General features: G+C 34.5%; 15 protein-coding genes. 4 read left to right on the top strand and 11 right to left on the bottom strand.

The features are described 5' to 3' along the window. Positions 1 to 63 precede the first annotated feature (63 nt). A complete protein-coding gene (gene prfA, locus ACULEU_RS06965; RefSeq protein WP_445454729.1) occupies positions 64 to 1,137 on the top strand; it encodes a peptide chain release factor 1 in 1,074 nt (357 codons plus the stop codon). A gap of 57 nt (positions 1,138 to 1,194) precedes the next feature. Here prfA and ACULEU_RS06970 read toward each other — a convergent pair whose 3' ends face one another. From ACULEU_RS06970 to ACULEU_RS06990, 5 genes are all read right to left on the bottom strand, one after another. Continuing rightward, the gene (locus ACULEU_RS06970; protein ID WP_445454730.1) at positions 1,195 to 1,764 is read right to left on the bottom strand and encodes a hypothetical protein; all 570 of its coding nucleotides are present in this window, start codon (positions 1,762 to 1,764) and stop codon (positions 1,195 to 1,197) included. 40 nt (positions 1,765 to 1,804) lie between these two features. Next, positions 1,805 to 1,957: a lmo0937 family membrane protein gene (locus tag ACULEU_RS06975; protein ID WP_445454731.1), complete on the bottom strand. Its 153-nt coding sequence runs from the start codon at positions 1,955 to 1,957 to the stop codon at positions 1,805 to 1,807. Positions 1,958 to 2,112: 155 nt separating this feature from the next. After that, complete coding sequence (locus tag ACULEU_RS06980) at positions 2,113 to 3,807, bottom strand: sensor histidine kinase (protein WP_445454732.1); 1,695 nt, start codon at positions 3,805 to 3,807, stop codon at positions 2,113 to 2,115. 116 nt (positions 3,808 to 3,923) lie between these two features. After that, positions 3,924 to 4,370: a response regulator gene (locus tag ACULEU_RS06985; protein WP_445454733.1), complete on the bottom strand. Its 447-nt coding sequence runs from the start codon at positions 4,368 to 4,370 to the stop codon at positions 3,924 to 3,926. Positions 4,371 to 4,375: 5 nt separating this feature from the next. After that, entirely contained in the window at positions 4,376 to 4,933 is a 558-nt protein-coding gene (locus ACULEU_RS06990) for a helix-turn-helix domain-containing protein (protein ID WP_445454734.1), read from the bottom strand. 247 nt (positions 4,934 to 5,180) lie between these two features. Here ACULEU_RS06990 and pyrF point away from each other — a divergent pair, with 247 nt between their 5' ends. Both pyrF and ACULEU_RS07000 read left to right on the top strand, forming a co-directional pair. Next, positions 5,181 to 6,002, top strand: a complete 822-nt coding sequence (gene pyrF / locus ACULEU_RS06995) for an orotidine-5'-phosphate decarboxylase (protein WP_445454735.1) — start codon at positions 5,181 to 5,183, stop codon at positions 6,000 to 6,002. After that, positions 5,999 to 6,781, top strand: a complete 783-nt coding sequence (locus tag ACULEU_RS07000) for an alpha/beta fold hydrolase (protein WP_445454736.1) — start codon at positions 5,999 to 6,001, stop codon at positions 6,779 to 6,781. Before pyrF ends, ACULEU_RS07000 begins: the two co-directional genes overlap by 4 nt. A 12-nt stretch (positions 6,782 to 6,793) precedes the next feature. Here the strand turns inward: ACULEU_RS07000 and ACULEU_RS07005 are convergent, their stop codons facing one another. Then, on the bottom strand, positions 6,794 to 8,797 hold the full coding sequence (locus tag ACULEU_RS07005) for a T9SS type A sorting domain-containing protein (RefSeq protein ID WP_445454737.1): 2,004 nt from the start codon (positions 8,795 to 8,797) through the stop codon (positions 6,794 to 6,796). A 69-nt stretch (positions 8,798 to 8,866) separates the two neighbouring features. Between ACULEU_RS07005 and ACULEU_RS07010 the strand changes: the two genes are divergently transcribed. Further along, the gene (locus ACULEU_RS07010) at positions 8,867 to 9,667 is read left to right on the top strand and encodes an ABC transporter substrate-binding protein (RefSeq protein WP_445454738.1); all 801 of its coding nucleotides are present in this window, start codon (positions 8,867 to 8,869) and stop codon (positions 9,665 to 9,667) included. Positions 9,668 to 9,819: 152 nt separating this feature from the next. On the opposite strand, the gene ACULEU_RS07015 is transcribed toward ACULEU_RS07010, so the two are convergent. Genes ACULEU_RS07015 through ACULEU_RS07035 form a run of 5 tightly spaced genes read right to left on the bottom strand, consistent with a single transcriptional unit; the run spans position 9,820 to position 17,950 of the window. Beyond that, positions 9,820 to 11,718, bottom strand: coding sequence for a beta-L-arabinofuranosidase domain-containing protein (locus tag ACULEU_RS07015; RefSeq protein WP_445454739.1), 1,899 nt, complete (start codon positions 11,716 to 11,718; stop codon positions 9,820 to 9,822). A 6-nt stretch (positions 11,719 to 11,724) separates the two neighbouring features. After that, positions 11,725 to 13,563, bottom strand: a complete 1,839-nt coding sequence (locus ACULEU_RS07020; protein ID WP_445454740.1) for a glycoside hydrolase family 13 protein — start codon at positions 13,561 to 13,563, stop codon at positions 11,725 to 11,727. A gap of 26 nt (positions 13,564 to 13,589) precedes the next feature. Then, positions 13,590 to 15,725 carry a GH92 family glycosyl hydrolase gene (locus ACULEU_RS07025; RefSeq protein ID WP_445454741.1) on the bottom strand — a complete coding sequence of 712 codons (2,136 nt, stop codon included), beginning with the start codon at positions 15,723 to 15,725 and terminating at the stop codon, positions 13,590 to 13,592. 25 nt (positions 15,726 to 15,750) lie between these two features. Continuing rightward, a complete protein-coding gene (locus ACULEU_RS07030) occupies positions 15,751 to 17,115 on the bottom strand; it encodes a sugar porter family MFS transporter (protein WP_445454742.1) in 1,365 nt (454 codons plus the stop codon). Next, a complete protein-coding gene (locus ACULEU_RS07035) occupies positions 17,108 to 17,950 on the bottom strand; it encodes a sugar phosphate isomerase/epimerase (RefSeq protein WP_445454743.1) in 843 nt (280 codons plus the stop codon). Before ACULEU_RS07035 ends, ACULEU_RS07030 begins: the two co-directional genes overlap by 8 nt. Between the last annotated feature and the right edge of the window lies 1 nt (position 17,951).

A 17,951-nucleotide genomic window follows, 5' to 3' on the forward strand; every position in this document is an offset into this window, starting at 1 on the left:
GTGAACTCTACACGGTAAACTGAACACTTTTTACTATTTTTGCACTCCAAAATAAGATACATTATGTTAGACAGATTGCAATATGTAAAGCAGCGTTTCGACGAAATCTCGGATTTGATTATTCAACCTGATGTGATTGCCGACCAAAAGCGTTATGTGCAGTTAAATCAGGAATATAAAGGATTGAAAGCTTTAATGGAAAAGCGTGATGAGTATGTCATGCTTGATGCTAATATAAAAGAGTCTAATGAGATTCTTGCCGATGGTTCTGATGCCGAAATGGTAGAAATGGCCAAAATGCAATTGGATGAAGCCAAAAACCGTTTGCCCGAATTGGAAGATGAAATCAAGTTCATGTTAATTCCAAAAGATCCTGAAGACGCGAAGAATGTCATGGTCGAAATCCGCGCCGGAACTGGTGGTGATGAAGCTTCTATTTTTGCAGGAGATTTATATAGAATGTACACAAAATACTGTGAAAGCCGTGGTTGGAGAACATCTGTCGTAGATATGAACGAGGGAACTTCTGGTGGATTTAAGGAGGTGATTTTTGAAGTAACGGGAGAGGATGTTTACGGAACATTGAAATTTGAAGCAGGAGTGCACCGTGTGCAAAGGGTTCCACAAACCGAAACTCAGGGAAGAGTACATACTTCTGCTGCTACCGTTATGGTGTTGCCAGAAGCGGAAGAGTTTGATGTACAAATCGACATGAACGATGTTCGTGTAGATTTCTTCTGTTCATCTGGACCTGGAGGACAATCGGTAAATACTACAAAATCGGCTGTGCGTTTGACGCACATTCCGTCTGGTTTAGTGGCTCAATGTCAGGATCAGAAATCACAACACAAGAATAAAGACAAAGCACTTGATGTATTGCGTTCACGTTTGTACGAACAGGAATTGGCCAAAAAGCAAGCTGAAGATGCGACAAAACGTACATCACAGGTAAGTTCAGGTGACCGTTCTGCCAAAATCCGTACCTATAACTACGCGCAAGGTCGTGTAACAGATCACCGAATTGGGTTAGATGTTTTTGATATGGATGGTGTAATGAATGGAAAAATTCAAAAATTTGTTGATGAGCTTCAGTTGGTGAACAATATGGAAAAACTAAAAGAAAGCGAAGTTTTCTAATAACAAAAAAGGCTGACATAATTGTCAGCCTTTTTTTTTGCCTAATGATTTCTAAATTTAAATTTTGAATCCGTAAGCAAGTCTCAAAGCAATCATTCCCAATCCTTTTCCAGTTGTTCCATCATTATTCAATTTTGGAAAATTGGTGTAGTGTTCGTATCGTAAACTAGCATCAAAATACTTGTTTGCATATCCAATTCCGGGACTAAATAAAAAGGAGCTATCATCATAATCATTCGTTACCGCAAAAGCTGCACCCACTTCTCCAAGTAAGTATAACTGATCTTTTAAAACAAAAGCTTTAAATCCACCTTTTACCGGAATATACCCTAAATCATTATCGTCACCGTTGATGAAAAAGTTGTTAAATCCTGTAGTGAATGTCAACGAATATTTAGTAGATAAATCATATTGTAATCGAACATCTCCTCCTATATTGAACTCATAAGGTTCTGCATTTACGGGAACTCCACCACTTAAACCGAATCCTAATCGGAATCCTTGGTCGTAATTTTTGGTTTCAGAGCTGGTTGTACTCGTGGTTTCTTGTGCAAATGTCATCGTTGAACTTAGTAGACATAAAGCAATTGCGGCTGTTTTTAATGAATTTTTCAAAATAGTTTTCATGGTATTTAATTTTAATTAATGTTGATGTAGCTTAGTTTATCTACACTTTTTCTCCTTTTATAATTTTATGCAGTGTAACAATTGCTGCAACGACTAACAGCAAATGAATAATCGGTCCAATGTTGTAAATAAAAAAGCCTAATGCCCAAAATACGAGTACTATTAGAACTACGGAATAGTGTAAATTTTGCATGATTGAATTTTATAATGTCTTCGTTTAATTGTACAGGACAAAATTGCAAGGAATCTAAAAGGTATGTGTTATAGCATTTCTTTGAAATGTTATAGCATTTCCATTAAAAGAGAAGTGATCGTATTGATGATAGCAGCAGAAAAGAAGTTGATTTGCTATTTGACATCATTTTCAGGAAGATATATCGTAAAAGTTGCACCTATATTTGGTTTTGCGGTTGCAAAAATAAATCCTTTATGATTTTCAACAATTTTTTTACAGATAGCCAAACCAATGCCTGTACCTTCATACTCATTCTTGTTATGTAGTCTGTTAAAAAGCACGAAGATTTTTTCGGCATATTCTTGTTCAAAGCCGATACCATTATCTTTAAAGGTGATTTTATAAAATTTATCTTTGGTACTTTTTGGAATTTTTTCTTCTTCAGAAGCTGTTACTCTTTTACAGGAAATTTTGATGTCAGGTGTTGTGTCTGACTTACTGTATTTCAAAGAGTTATTGATGAGATTGATGAATAACTGCTGAATTTGAAACGGAATGACTTTTAATTGTGGCAAATCCTGACTTTGAATTTTAGCCTTTTTATCTTCAATAAATTGAGCCATTTCAACTTTAGCATTCTCTAATAAGTCATTCAAATCAATTTCTTCAAAGACTTTCTCTGTTTTAGTCGTTCTGGAATATTGTAATAAGTCTTCAATAAGAATTCGCATTCGTTCCACCGAACTGTTAATCCGAACCATAAATTCTTTGCCAGTATCCGAAAGATTGGCGCTTTCTTTTTCAGATAAGCGGGAAACAAAGGTTTGAATTTTTCGCAGCGGTTCTTGTAAATCATGACTTGCAGCATAGTTAAAAGCTATTAGTTCTTTGTTACTGGCTTCCAATTCAATATTTTGTTGCTCTAAAGAAAGTGATGCTAATACTTCGTCAGTAACGTCTCCATAGGTACCTATTAGTATCTTATCACTTAACTTGTTAGTTACAATCCTTCCCGTTGTTCTGAAATATCGTATTTTTTTATCTTTTCTAATAATTCTGTAGGTAAAAGGCGGTAAGTTGGCATTATTTATCATTTTAGCGACCGCTTCTTTATAAACAGATTGATCTTCCGGATGTACATACTTTAAAAAGTTTTCTTGACTGGCATAAAAACCCTGAGGCTTAAAACCTAGTAAACGAAAAACATTGTCTGACATACAATATTCATGGGTGTGAAGATTTAATTCCCAACTACCAAAACTACCAACATTTTCAGCTAAATTATTAGATTCATTTAATAAGGCTAATCGACTGTTTGACAATTTTAATTTCTCAACATCTTTACTAATTCTAAGATAAGAAATGGCTATTAAAAGTAGTGTAACTAACAATGTCAAATAGACAAAAACTGGTGTAACCTTTACGGTATCAGAATAATTTAGTTCTCTTTCCTGCAACAATCTCTTCTCGGTAAGTATCATCTCATCTATTTGCTTCCGGATGCTGTCCATCGTCTGTTTGCCCGTAAAAAGTTTAGTTTTTAAATAGACATCATTCAACGGTCGGCCTTGAGCCAAATGCATAGTAAGGGATAGGTAATTTTGTCTTTTGTTGATGAAGAACTCTAGTTTTCGTAGATTTTGTTCCTGTAATGGATTGTTTTTGGTATATTTCTTTACTTTAGAAAAAGAATTTTCAATCTTGGGTTTGGCCAATAAATACGGTTGTAAAAAAGTGGAATCCTTAGTTATCAAATAACCACGCTGACCGGTTTCTGAATCTTTTAAATACGAATTTAATCGCTCTAATTCCAAACTAACTTCATACGAGTGATTAACCCATTTAGAAGAATCGCCAACAAGGCTCATATGTTTAAAAGTAACAGCTGAAATAAAAAATATCACAAAAATAGAAATCACAAAAATACTTTTGAGAAAAATGGTTGATGTGTATATTTTCGGTAGGTTCATAGCTGTTCTAAAATTTATAACCTTAAAAGAAAATTATCTTTATTAAGTCCAGACGTATGATATTGCCAATTTATAGTTACTACTTCAGATAAGACTTTTTTTAGCGTAGCAAAATCGCTTGGTTTTTTGATATAAATATTGGCACCTTGTACAAAGGTTTCTTCAATATGTTCTTCCGATGAAGATGTTGAAAAAATGGCTATAGCAATATCGTTGAACTTGTCATCTCTTTTTATTTCATACAAACATTCAATACCATTTTTCTTGGGCATATTTAAATCGAGAAACAATACATTAGGTAAAACAGCATCATCAGCATTGAGGTAGTCCATAAGTTCTACACCATCATTAAAAGTATTAACCTTAGTATTTATTTTTAATTCATCAAAAGCATCGGTAAAAAGCAATCGATCATCTTCATCATCATCTGCCAAAATAATATGTATGTAGTTTTTATCCATTGGATTTATTTTTTATTAGCTATTTCTCTTCGTTTGTTTATGATGCGCTGAAACGCAGAAGGCGTTATTCCAGTAGCATTTTTAAATTGAGTACTCAAATGCGCAACACTAGAGTAGTTCAGTTGAAAGGCTATTTCCGTCAAACTTAAATCAGTGCTTACAATTAATTGTTTAGCATATTCAATTTTTTGCATGATGATGTAATTCTCGATAGAAGTATACGTTACATCAGAAAACAAATTGGAAAGATAGCCATAACTGTGACTCAGTTTTTCTGCCAAATACACCGAACTTTTCACATTAACTAACTCCGGACTGTGAATCATTTCAATGATGGTATCTTTTATTTTCTGAACCAAAACGCTTTTTTGATTCTCAATAATATCAATTCCGTATCCTTTAATGTCTTCTGTAAAAGCCGCAAAAGCTGTCGAATCTGTTTTTTCTAAAACATCAATTTCACCAAAACCCAACACCTTATGTTTGATATTGTGCTCTATTAATTTGTTTTCCAGGACTTTCCTGCAAACCATATTGAAATCAAATTTTATATATATCTTCATAAGTCTTTGGATTTGGATGGTAGGTAAATATAGTGAAATATTCAACAAAAGAGCCGTGTTTTCACACAGCCCTTTTTACTAACCCCAACTTTTTATTATTGGACAAACAATAGAGTAGGTGCTTATTGTTTGTTATACAAAGTTATTTCAGTAACCGTTTTAATGGGTTATATAATTTTTTAGTATTGTTATAAAATTTTCACTTTTGGATTTCAAATGCCTAACTTTGCATCACACAACTACGCTAATGAATACACAACAACTCGTTCAGGAAATCCATAAAAAAAAATCATTCCTCTGTATTGGTCTGGATGTCGATTTGACTAAGATACCTCAGTTTTTATTAGAACTTGATGATCCAATATTTGAATTTAATAAAGCCATTATTGATGCTACACACGACGTATGCATCGCTTATAAACCTAATACTGCTTTTTATGAAGCATACGGAATTAAAGGATGGAAGTCATTACAGAAAACGATTGATTACATCAACGAAAAGTATCCGGAAATGTTCACCATTGCCGATGCTAAACGTGGCGATATCGGAAACACTTCAACGATGTATGCCAAAGCCTTTCTGGAAGATTTAAATTTTGATTCGGTTACTGTTGCTCCGTATATGGGAAAAGATTCGGTGGAGCCCTTTTTAGAATTTGAAAACAAACACGCCATTTTATTGGCACTCACTTCTAACGATGGTGCTTTCGATTTTCAGACTCAAAACGTTGATGGTAAAGAACTCTATAAAGTCGTACTAGAAACTTCTAAGACATGGAAAAATGCCCAAAAACTAATGTATGTTGTTGGAGCCACCAAAGCCGAATATTTTACCGAAATCAGAAAAATTATTCCCGATAGCTTTATTCTCGTTCCAGGTGTTGGTGCTCAAGGCGGCAACTTACAGGAAGTTTGTAAATACGGAATGAACGACACTATTGGCCTGTTAATCAATTCTTCGAGAGGCATTATTTATGCATCCAATGAAAGAGATTTTGCTGAAAAGGCTAGGGAAGAAGCGCTGAAAATACAAGTTGAAATGTGCGAAATTTTAAGTAACAATAATTGATTTCGTACTCGATATACAAAACCGAAAACTCGAATCAATGGGTGACTTTTGTACATGGAGCAGGAGGAAGTTCTTCCATTTGGTTTAAACAAATACGTGATTTTCAAAAGCATTTCAATGTTTTGTTGTTGGATTTAAGAGGTCATGGCAATTCTAATCTACAGCAAAAAAATACATTTAAACAAAACTATACTTTCCAATCTATTGCCAATGATGTACTAGAGGTTTTGGATTATTTACAGATTAAAACTTCCCATTTTATTGGAATTTCTTTAGGAACTATTGTTATTCGTCAATTAGCAGAAATGCATCCAAAACGCGTGCAAAGTATGATTTTGGGTGGCGCTATTCTAAAAATGAATTTTCGTTCGCAAATATTGATGCATTTAGGAAATGTCTTTAAATATGTCTTACCTTATTTGGTTTTATATCGGTTTTTTGCTTTTGTCATTATGCCTAACAAAAACCACAAACAATCCAGATTATTATTTATTAACGAAGCCAAAAAGTTGTATCAAAAAGAATTCATCAGATGGTTTAAACTTACTGCCGAAATTAACCCTATTCTGAAATGGTTTCGCCAACAAGAACTCAATATTCCCACATTTTATGTCATGGGTGAAGAAGATTATATGTTTTTGCCATCGGTCAAAAAAGTAGTTGAGAAGCATTATAAATCCTCTCAATTATTTGTAATTGAAAAATGTGGACATGTTGTTAATGTAGAACAATCCACTATTTTTAATCAACAAGTGATCGCTTTTATTCAAAATAAATAAAAAGAAAAACTACTAAATCTTAACTATTTTTTTTGTGGTAGAGTTATTCTCCGAATTAATTTTTATAAAATAAACGCCATTCTCTAGTTCGCTTATATTTATAATGTTTTGTTCAAAATGATTACTTTTTACAACTTTTCCTTGTACATCAATAATTTCATACGAGTATATAGTAGCAGTGGTTATGATGGTTATATCATTTGAGGTAGGGTTTGGAAATATCCTAACGTCCAAACTTTCGCTAGTATCAATATTTAATGCGTTTGACGCTAGAATTCCAATACTTGGATTTAAATACGTTCCACTTCCAGTAGTTTCTAATCGTATCGCTTTTACAATATAATGTCGAATAACTGCAGTAAGATCTCCGTCAATGAACGAAAGTTCATTAATTGGAGATGATGTCAATCGTTCAAACGGTCCGTTTTCTGTGTAACTTCTGTATACGTGATACCCAAGAATATTGTTATCTGGTGATGGAGACCAATTAATTGTGTGACCATTAAATGGTGTAACTTGAACATTACTTACCGGTTTTACTTGATTTAATCGCAAAGTAGGATCTCCATGGTATTGAAAATGCGTTCGATTCCAAAACTCCGATGTATCATATTCCTGTTCAGGTTTTTGATATAAATTATTAGTTGCATTGTGATCCATAATACGTTTGCAACTCCAACCCATAGTTTCTCCCATTCCTGGTTGATGAAAAATGTTGATTCCAGTTGTGGTGTAAATCATACCCAAGCATTTGGTATTTAGCGAAAGTAACTGTCTAATTTTGCCATAATTGTATTGTAGATAAGGTTCGTCCCAATAGCCCCAATAACTTTGATCGCTTGAAAAAATGGTACTGTTCATACCACTTGATAACCATTCAGATGAATTTGGGATTTGAACATTCTGCATGAAAATTTGGTAAGGACCGTTTTGCTGAATCCATTCGGGAAACGATGAATTGCCTTCGTAAAAATCAACATTATCTACACCAGAAATTGGAACCAAACTCCGATACGAACCATCATTGGAATTATCATATCCAAAATGAAAAGCTGTTTTATTTCCCATGTCAAATCCATCAGCAACTATTCTGTAATTGTGTAAACGATTCAAATAATTTCTGAGCAAATCTTCTTCATCTTGTAGTGAACCAGCAATATCAGCAAAATCAACTCGTCCGAACGCAAATTCTAACTCAGAAGGTATAAAATCTTGGTCCCATTTTAAATCGCCAGGTAAATTAATTGCTTTGGAGTCAATATTTCCGGGGTTAAATGTCGCAACATCAGTAAAAAGTCCATCAATATCTGCATAAAAACAATCGGCACCACGTGCACCTTTATTTTCAATATGATCATCAGGGGCAATAGCGTTTTGACCAGAACGGGCTATTGGTAAATGCCCAAATAAAAACAAATGCCTTGGTTTATCGCCTGCAGAAGCATTGTTATAAATTGAAACAATATTGCTTTTTAAATTCAAAATACTTGATTCCGTTTCCCAAGTTGTGGCTCTCTGAAAATAAAGTTCATTTACAAACCAACCTTCATAAATTAAATCTTGTTTCAATTGTTGTAATTCTACTGACAAACTATTTTGAAACGAAGCATCAATCACTAGTATTATTTGACCTTTATAATCACTTTGATCATAGCGAACGCAAGCGGTGACATATCCTGTTGCAATACCACTTACAGTGTTTCGTGAAACTTGATATTCATAAGCTTGACCTACTGTGACATTGGTGTCGGTGTATGTTGGATTGATCAATCCTGAAGCAAGAATTGTCCAATCTGATTGAGAACCATTAATTGGTCGACGTTTAATTGTATAATTTTCTGAGGTATTAAAATTACTTTCAAGTAAATGCAACGTAACACTTGCCGGACTTTCAATTACCGTAGCATTGACCAAACAAACTCTTCTTCCGGTAGTGTTAAAGTTGTACGCAAAGTTAAATTGTGCATATATTTGAAAAGAGAAAAGGGATAATAGGAGTAGTACTGTTTTATTCATGCTATTAAATTTTATTAAATTTACTGATTTCTTTTTTTTATTATCAATAATTAACATTTGTTGTACCTTATGATTCAATTAGTTGACCAAATCGGAGTCCCGCAAACATTTGAAACTTCTCCGAGAATAATTGTTTCGTTAGTGCCTTCACAAACCGAATTGCTCTATGATTTAGGACTTGAGGAAAATATTGTTGGCATCACTAAATTCTGCGTACATCCATTTCATTTTAAATCAACCAAAAAAATTATTGGAGGTACTAAAAACGTGCATATTGAAAAAATACGTTTGCTACAACCGGATATTATCATCGCCAATAAAGAAGAAAACACCCAAGAGATTGTTGAACAATTAGCTGAAATCTGTCCCGTTTGGGTAACTGATATCATTACTTTAGAAGATAATTTGAAGATGATAGCCGATTTCGGATTGCTATTCAACAAAAGAACGGAAGCGCAGAAATGGATTGACAAAATCAATTTTGCTCAAAAGGATTTTCTTGAGTTCATCAAAAATAAAGAAGTGCAGAAAGTAGCTTACTTCATTTGGGCAAATCCCTACATGGTTGCTGGAAATACTACTTTTATTAACGAAATGCTGAAAATCAATAACTTTCAGAATGTTTATGAAAGTAGAGCAGAGCGTTATCCTGAAATCATCATACAAAAAATGCGTATTCAAGGTGATCCTGATTTGGTGTTGCTTTCTTCAGAACCTTTCCCGTTTACAGACGAACACGCTTTTGAATTAGGTAGATTTACACATCATGCCAAAACTATCTTTGTAGATGGTGAAATGTTCTCGTGGTACGGAAGCAGGGTAGTGAAGGCCTTTGACTATTTCAAAAAATTACATCAGCGTATAGCATAAAAAAACCGGTACACTTGGAGGAGCACCGGAAATTTTAACTAACCTAAACCAATATAATAAAAAACCAAATTTATTACACTACAAAGATACCTTGTGTTTTAATGTAGAAGTGTTAATCAAATGTTATTCTTATGTTATTGATTTCTAAAAATTTAAAAAGAAACTTGTCTTAAAATAGTTTGACCAAAAGGCGTTAAGGTTACAAATTCTATTTTGTTTGTATTTATATTTTTTAATGCTACTTTCAAAATGTTATTTTCAAAGATGGCTTGATGATTTTCAATAAATTGAAATCGAGTTTTATCTAAAGGCTCATAATTTAAATCAGCAAATCCTTTGGCATATTCTTTTCCTTTAATTTGTAGCGCTGAAATGGATTTAGCAAAAAATAAACTTCCATACGAAAAGTAGTGTTCCCCATTGGAGTCAGTTATTACTTTTACGTCAGTTTTAAATTCAAGGGCAATGCTATCTTTTTTATCAAAGGTTCTCTCAATGAAGATATAATCGTTTTCCAGATGATACTTTTCATTAGTAACGACAGAACGCACCCAATTTGGTTTTCGTATTTTTAAAGTAAGCTTAGTTGGTTTATCCAATTGAATTTTAAAATTAAAAGCATTCTCATTAGGATAATTAGTTTGATTTTCGATACTGAGTTTTGAACCGTTAATTTCAGATTTTAAAACATTGGGTAGAAGTAAAGTAGCCACTAAAGTAGTTTCGTTTTTTTTCATCCAAGAGTTTTGAATAAAGTAAGGTGAAATTCTACCAGCATTCGGATTACAACACACCGCTACATCTTGGTGAGCAGGAGAATACTTGTAACGTGTTTGTTTTCTATCAGACTCTACTTCGCCATTTTTGGTTCCTAACATTTCATAACTATTGTCCGTTTTAAGATAGGCAATACAGGAGTAGTTCGGATCACGTGAACCTTGTGCCGCATTGTAGAAAATGGTTTCAATTTCATCCCCAAAGGTTGCTTTACCAGTTTTTTGAAGTAATGAAGCATAACTATCTAACAATTCTTGGATGGAGCAATATTCGTAACCGGTTTGTGTTGCATTGGCTGTTCGTTCTGCAATCCATTCATCACCAATGGGACCACCGGTTGGCGTAGTGGCATTTTTGATGCGTTCCAAATAAATAGATAATGCCTTTTGTAATTCATTATTCTGATAGGTGGCAACAATCAGAGAACGTAAATGCTCATAGGTATGCACGCCATGCGATTTTAATCGGTACTTTGGATTTAAAATATTAGGCAATTGCACATCACATTCGGATTGATAGGTTTTTGAAAAATCAGTATACAAAAACAGAGCATAATTTGTATATCTTTCATCTCCAGTTATTTGATACATTTTATCTAAAACATCCGTAAAGGTCAATCCGTGCGAAACACCACCATTAAATTTTTCTCCGGAACGAAACGGACTTGAGGTATTTATAGGATAATTGACCATCACATTGTCAACAGCTCTTACTATTGCGTTCCAAACTTTTCTGTCGTTGGTCGCTTCATAATAGGCCAATAAACCTCTGTACAAGGTAGCCTTTGACCACAACTCGCCGTTCTCTGAATTAAAATTGTAGCGCAGTTCTTTATCGTAAATTCCGAGATATCCATCCTGATCTTGTGTTGCTAAAATCCTTTTTATGTATTGATTCACTTTCTCAATTCCTGCTTTATCATCAAGTAAAAAGACATTTCTAATGTAGCCATCCCACCAATTGGACTGCGTTTCCGAATTCCACCATTTGTATTGATCACTGCCTTCGGCATCGCCTTCTTTCAGATTTCCCAAGTCTTTCACCTGACTGTTTTTATGCAATCGGCCCGAGCCATAAATAGGATCGTTAATCAAATCGGGAACCAACTGATCCAAGTTGCCCACAAATCCTTTGACATCCTTTTCCATCTGTGTTTTTAGCCAACCTTTTGGTTTGATGCTGCCAAAAGGTAAGGACTGTAATTTTTGTGAATTATTTTGAGCATGCATGTTTATTGAAACTATTATAATGAAGCTGTAAATTGTATTTCTCATTTTTATCTAATTTTTTATTTGCAAAATCATAGCAGTTTTTGCTTCTATTGCCAGTGTAGTATTAATGTTGAATTCAGCATCTGAAATAATGTCTTTCACTTGCGATCGTGCTGGAATAAGATCGTTATATTTCGTCATGTCTAGAGTTACTTGTTCTTTGTTTTTATTCAAAATGACCATAACTTTATCATTATCTTTTATTCTAAAATAAATATATACATCATTTTTTTCGGGTGCAAAATGAATAAATTTACCAGTACCAATAGCTTTTGAAGTTTTTCTCCAATTGAGAATTTTAGAAAAATATTTTTTCGCTTCGAGTTCATCCTTATGTAATCCTACATTAGAAATTGCATTTTTGGAATCATTTTTCCAACCACCATAAAAATCAGCTCTACGTTGCCCGTCATTCCCGGCAACTTCATTTGTAAATAGGAGTTCAGTACCATAATAAAACTGTGGTATTCCTCTCATTGTTGCATATAATGCAATGCCTATTTTCCATTGATTTAAATCTTTATTGATCCTTGAATAATACCGATCTAAATCATGATTGTCCGGAAAGATTAATAAATTATTTGGATTTGCATAAATGTGGTCTTGTCCAATGCTTTGATATACTTCTTTCCAAGTGGACCACCAATTACTTGAACTAGTGAGCGATTTTACCAGATTATCTGTTAAAGAAAAATCCATTAAAGTGGGTAAATAGCATTTATAACCATCTGGATTCATTTTATCTTTTTGCCAATAAGCTGCTACATCTGTAAGTGTTGTCATTTCTTCACCTACAATATTAAAATTCGGATATTCTTCTAAAATTGTTTTAGTCCATTTTGCTAAAAAATCTTTATCTGAATAGGAAAAAGTATCTTCTCTTATTCCCGATAAATGGGCATATTCTATCCACCAAATCGTATTTTGAATTAAAAAACTCGCCATAAAAGGATTTCTTTGATTGAGGTCTGGCATGGAGTCATCAAACCAACCATCAGTATATAATTCTTTGTCTTTTTGAGTAGCATACGTATCAAACAGTGTACATTTCAAATGATTTGTCCGAGTCTTTGTTTGCTGGAAATTAAGCCAATCTTTAGTGGGTAAATCTTTCACAAAAAAATATTCTAAACCACAGTGGTTTAATACTACATCCCAAATGATGCCAATATTTCTTTTTTTAGCTTCTGCTACTAAATTTTTAAATTCTTGGTTGGATCCAAATCGTTCGTCAATTTTGTAAAAATCAGTTGCGGCATAACCGTGATACGAGTATTTAGGCATATTGTTTTCGACAAGTGGTGTATTCCAAATTTGGGTATAACCTAATGATTGAATATAATCAAGATTATTTACTATTCCTTGAATATCACCACCATGCCTGCCACTTTCATCATCTCGATTTACTTTTTCAATAGTGTTTGGAGTGTTATCATTTTTTTCATTGCCATTCGCAAAACGATCTGGGACAATTAATAGAATAGCATCTTTAGAAGAAAAACTAGAACGATCAGCACTATTTTGTTCTCTCTTTAATAATGGAAAATCATTATGAAATACAATTTTGCTATTTTTCTTAAAATTTAATCGTGCCACTCCAACTGGTGCCTCCGAAGTAATTAAAATTGTGACAAAGAGATAGTTTGGGTTATCCACTTTTTCAGTTCTAATAATTTTTAAGCCTTGATAATCGGTGTCAGGTTGTAAATCTTGAATATTTGTTCCATAAACCAATAGCGTTATTTGATTTAGTTTCATTCCGACCCACCAATTAGAGGGTTCAATGCGACTTATTTGTGCCGTTACAATATTGGTTAATGTAAAAAATAGCAGTATTGCTTTTTTCATAATGTTTTTATTTAGTTTTTGATAATTTACTTTATCATTTCAAATAATAGTGTTCCACCTTTCATAATGTCTTGGTAGGATACATAAGGTTTTTTGATTTTTAAACCATTTAGATACCGAACTTCATTATAAATATTGTCTTCGGATAAATTTTTCCCTTCTATGGTGAAATCTTTTTTCTTGGCTAAATGAAGGATTGCTTTTTTCACTTGCGGACTTCCTAAAACAAACTCCCCGTTACTAGAATTCACCGGATAAAATCCTAAGGTGGATAAAATGTACCAAGCACTCATTTGACCGCAATCGTCATTGCCAATCATCCCCTCTGGAGTGTTATCATGAAAATCATTGATGACTTTGTGAAGGTATTTTTGACCAATCTTAGGCTCGTCGGAATACGCATACAAATACAAAATATGATGACTGGGTTCGTTGCCATGCGCATATTGTCCAATCATGGCTTCTTGCCCTAAAAACTTGTTAGGATTGGGTGATTCAGTAGTAAAGAAGGTATTCAAATGTTGAGTGAAATTGGTTTTTCCACCTAAAAGTGAAATCATTCCGTTGATATCGTATTGTGCAGGTGTCCAAAAATATTGCCAAGCATTAGCTTCGGTATAATCACCCGGATTATTCATAGGTGAAGTGGCTGCTAAAGGATCGAAAGGTGTTCTGAAAGTACCTTTGGTATCTTTTCCTCGGAATAGTTTTGTTTCAGGGTCGAAGAGGTTTTTATAATAATGGGCTCTTATGTCAAAAAGAACTTCATTACTTGTATCTTTTAGTTTACTTGCCATTTGTCCCACGCAATAATCATCAAAACCACTTTCTAATGTTCGGGATACGGCCTCATTATCCAATTGGTCAAAAGGATAATAGCCATATCGATTATACAAGTCCCAATCAGAATTTATATGATTTTTTGTGGATGTTTCCACCATAGCTTTTAGTGCTTCATGAGCATCAAATCCTTTGAAACCATTTGAATAAGCTGATAATAGCATCGGAATGGCATGGTTGCCAATCATGCAATAATTATCTTGTCCCCATGCGGTCCAAATCGGTAAAAATCCGGCAGCTTTATGATGTGTTAGCATCGAATTGACGATACCGTTAACTTTTTCAGGAGCTATGATTTGCAAGAGCGGAAAAGCACCTCGATAAATATCCCAAATCGAAAGGGTAGAGTAGTATTCCTTATTAGCAGCTATGGCAATAGTATCATCGGCTCCACGGTATTTTCCGTCTACATCAGCAATATTAGAGGGTTGTAAAAACAAATGATATAATGCGGTGTAAAAGATTTCTTTTTGTTTTTGTGGCGCTTCAATGTCGATTCGATCGAGATAAGTATCCCAAGCCTTACCATTTTCCGATTTTAAGCTTTCAAAATCCCAATGCTGTATTTCGTTTTGCAGATTGTTTTTAGCACCTTCAACCGAAACCGTCGATAAGGCAATTTTAACTTTCAATACTTTAGTTTCATTTAGAGCAAAAGATAGATTGTATTTTGGAGCCTTATCTTTTTTACCCATCGGTAGTTTTTCTATGTCAAAGAAAGAAGTCTCAAACATTATTGTAAAAAAATACTTTCGGGTAACCCAATTTTTGGTTTTGCAATAGCCCGAAATAGTGCGGTTATTTTCAACTTTCACATCGCTTTCAAGCACTAAACTATCGGTTAAAAATCGTAATCCGTGTTGTAAATCAACCAAGAGACTAGCATTTTTAGTGGGATAGGTGTATTGATGAAATGCCACTCGGTCGGAGCAAGTAAGTTCAACTTTAACATCATCTTTTTTAGTTACAGTATAATAACCTATACTAGCTTTTTCGGTTTCTTTGTAATAGGAGTTTCGCAGTTTTTGTTTTGTCATCGAATACGGTAACAACAAAATATCGCCCATTTCTCCAATTCCGGTACCGCTAAAGCGTGTTTGTGAAAAACCCATTAACAGTGTGTCTTTGTATTGATATCCGCTGGTATGGTTCCAGCCTTCATCATGGTTATCGGGTCCGGGTTGCACCATGCCGAAAGGTTTTGAGGGTCCCGGAAAAGTATGCCCGGTTCCATCTGTACCTATGAAAACATTCACAAACTTGGTGTTTTGTGAAAAAGCTGAGACATTAATTAGAAAAATGAGGAAGATTACGTTACGCATGGAAGTTTACTTTTAAGGGATTCGATTAATGCCATAACGCATCCATTTCTTCTAAGGTTTTGTTTTTTGTTTCGGGTACTTTTTTCCAAACAAAAACTAAAGATAACAAACAGATGATTGAGAATAAATAAAACGGGAAGGCTCCATTAAAATGCTCCTGCAACCATTTATTTTCAACTAAACTTGGAAAGAATTGTGTCACCACAAAATTGGCAATCCACTGAATAAAAACACTAATAGCTAGGGCCAAACTTCTAATCTTATTCGGGAAAATCTCAGATAATAAAACCCAAACAATAGGTCCCCAAGAAATGCTGAACGAAGCCATAAAAAGCAACAAGAAAGGTAATACCCAATTGCCAAGAGCATTATAAAAAATGAATGTTCCCACTGCAAGCAATGCAATAAACATGCCCACGGAACCAATATACAACAGTGGTTTTCTTCCCATTTTGTCTACAAAATAAATCGAAACCAAAGTAAAAATTAAGTTCACTACACCCAACATACTTGTCTCTAGTAGCGATGCATCGGTGGAACTCCCCAAGCTTTTAAAAATCTCAGGAGCATAATATAAAATAGCATTGATACCAGTGAGTTGTTGTAAAATAGAAAGGCCAATACCCACAAAAAGCACTACCCGGAACTCTCGCTTAAACAAACTTTGCCAAGGCGTTTTTGTGGCTTGTTTGATGGAGTTTTGTATTTCATTTTGGATGCCAGAAACTTCTTCTTCCGGATTTATTTTGGCTAAAACCATAGTAGCTTCTGCTGTGTTTCCTTTTTGGATTAACCATCTTGGACTTTCCGGAATTAAAAAGATAAACACCAAAAATAGGATAGAAGGTAGTATTTCCGAACCAAACATCCAGCGCCAACCCGTGGTTAAATTCCAATCCGCATCTCCTTGTAAAGCAATGACATAATTCACAAAATAGACCAATACAATCCCAATAACAATAGCCAATTGGTAGTTACCCACTAAGGCACCTCTACGTTTGGGTGGCGCTATTTCGGCAATATACATGGGAACCACCATCGAGGCAATACCAACACCAATGCCACCGATGATTCTGAAAATCACGAACATCGTAAACGAATTGGGTATAGCCGTTCCAACCGAATTCAGAATAAATAAAATCGCGGCAAAAATCATAGTATATTTCCGGCCATATTTTGAACTGCTATAATCAGATACCATAGCGCCGAGAAGACATCCTACCAACGCACTGGATATCGCCCAGCCAGTTTCTACCGAACTTAAATGAAAATACTGCGTCAAGTTGCCAATGGCTCCCGAAATCACTGCGGTGTCATAACCAAAAAGTAATCCTCCTAAAGCGGCACTAAGCGCTATGAATGTACTGTATCTTTTTTTGTTGTTATCCATGGATGGTAAGATGGTGTTGCAAATAGTTTTTCATTTTTACATTAGTTTCCCATTGATTAGCTAATGGTTTTTGAGTAAACGGTTCTTGAGGCATATAGGGAAACGGACCAAACTCGGGTGTTATAGTTAGTTCGGCTATTTTTCGTTTTTCTAATACTGCCACAATTTCGTTCCACCAAGTCAAATAATGTTCCAGTTGATCTTGCCATTCGGGAGCAAAAGGGTCATTCACTTGTGGACTCTGACTAAACCCAACACGAGCGTGAAGGTGTCTGATATGTGGATAAATCCTACCTAAAATAGCTGCCTGATCCTCTAAATTACTTTCGGAAACCACTGCGAAATGCGAGAAGTCGGCCACTAATTTTAAATTCGGAAAAAGTTCTAAATAGTTGAGAAGCGTTTTAGCATGAAACGAAAACCGTCCCCGATGAATTTCATGCCAAATGGGAATGCTGGAAGATTTCGAAAGTTGTTCTGCGTGTTCAATAATGGAACAATTGTCACTAAAATCATAGTAATCTTTGCCAGTATGTGAATTAATATAATTGGGCTTTAAATCCATTAGAAATCGCAATCGATCTCCCATTCTTTGGGTATACTCGACAACGGTTTCGGTTTTATTACTAAGTACTTGTTGTGCAATAAAAATAAAGTTGGGATTAATGGTTTTTCGGATGTTATCTAATTCATTCATAAACTCGGTTATGAACAGTTGATTATCGGGAAAATTGATTTCAACCCCATCATAACCCTGAGCTATAACGGCATCTAAAAATGATTTAGCTGATTGATTTTCGCACCCCCAATAGGTGCAAGTGTAGTGTGTTGTCATC

The sequence above is a fragment of the Flavobacterium sp. 25HG05S-40 genome, assembly GCF_052654735.1.